The sequence below is a fragment of the Lysinibacillus sp. BF-4 genome, assembly GCF_000743635.1.
Taxonomy (GTDB): Bacteria; Bacillota; Bacilli; order Bacillales_A; family Planococcaceae; genus Metalysinibacillus; species Metalysinibacillus saudimassiliensis.
On sequence record NZ_JPUW01000103.1, the window covers coordinates 1 to 749 of the forward strand.

Sequence of the window (749 nt, forward strand, 5' to 3'; positions counted from 1 at the left end):
AAAGTTATTTTTCTAAGCCTTTTCGCAATAATTCGAGAATAGTTGCTGTTCTTGTAGACAGTCCGTTTTCTTCTTGGTATTTATCTAATTTCTCGATAATTGATTTAGGCATACGAATTTCTACACGTTCTTTATTATCTTTCAAAATTATCACCTCTCACTTGATTGTACGGTATTTCTACGATACAATCAATATATACGATATTATTCCGTACAAATCGAGGTGAATTGATATGACTAAACAAAACAAAGCTTTCAAATTCCGTTTACTACCAAACAGAGAACAGGCAGTATTATTAGCCAAAACATTTGGTTGTGTTCGTCTTGTCTACAATAAGATGCTTGCGGAAAGACAAGAGACTTATGCAAAATACAAAGACGACAAGGAAATGCTTAAAAAGCAAAAGTTCCCTACACCAGCTAAATATAAAGACGAATTTCCATTCCTAAAAGAAGTGGATTCTTTAGCTTTAGCAAATGCACAAATGAACTTACAAAAGGCTTATAAGAATTTTTTTGAAGGCAATGCGGAATTTCCAAAGTTCAAAAACCGTAAGTCAAAACAGTCTTATACAACCAATCGAGTGAACGGAAATATCGAATTGCAAGATGGTCATATCAAATTACCTAAACTGAAATTAGTAAAAATCAAGCAACATAGGGAAATCCCTGCTGATTATAAATTGAAATCTTGTTCGATTTCTAAAACAAAATCAGGTAAATACTATATTTCGATTTTGACAGAATAC

General features: G+C 32.2%; 2 protein-coding genes. One reads left to right on the plus strand and one right to left on the minus strand.

The window, feature by feature from the left end; translation table 11 throughout:
- Window positions 1–4: 4 nt before the first annotated feature.
- Window positions 5–145, minus strand: coding sequence for a ribbon-helix-helix protein, CopG family (locus tag CH76_RS13860; RefSeq protein WP_108306967.1), 141 nt, complete (start codon window positions 143–145; stop codon window positions 5–7).
- An 88-nt stretch (window positions 146–233) separates the two neighbouring features.
- Here CH76_RS13860 and CH76_RS13340 point away from each other — a divergent pair.
- A partial coding sequence (locus tag CH76_RS13340; RefSeq protein WP_036147438.1) for an RNA-guided endonuclease TnpB family protein occupies window positions 234–749 on the plus strand: 516 nt, incomplete at its 3' end.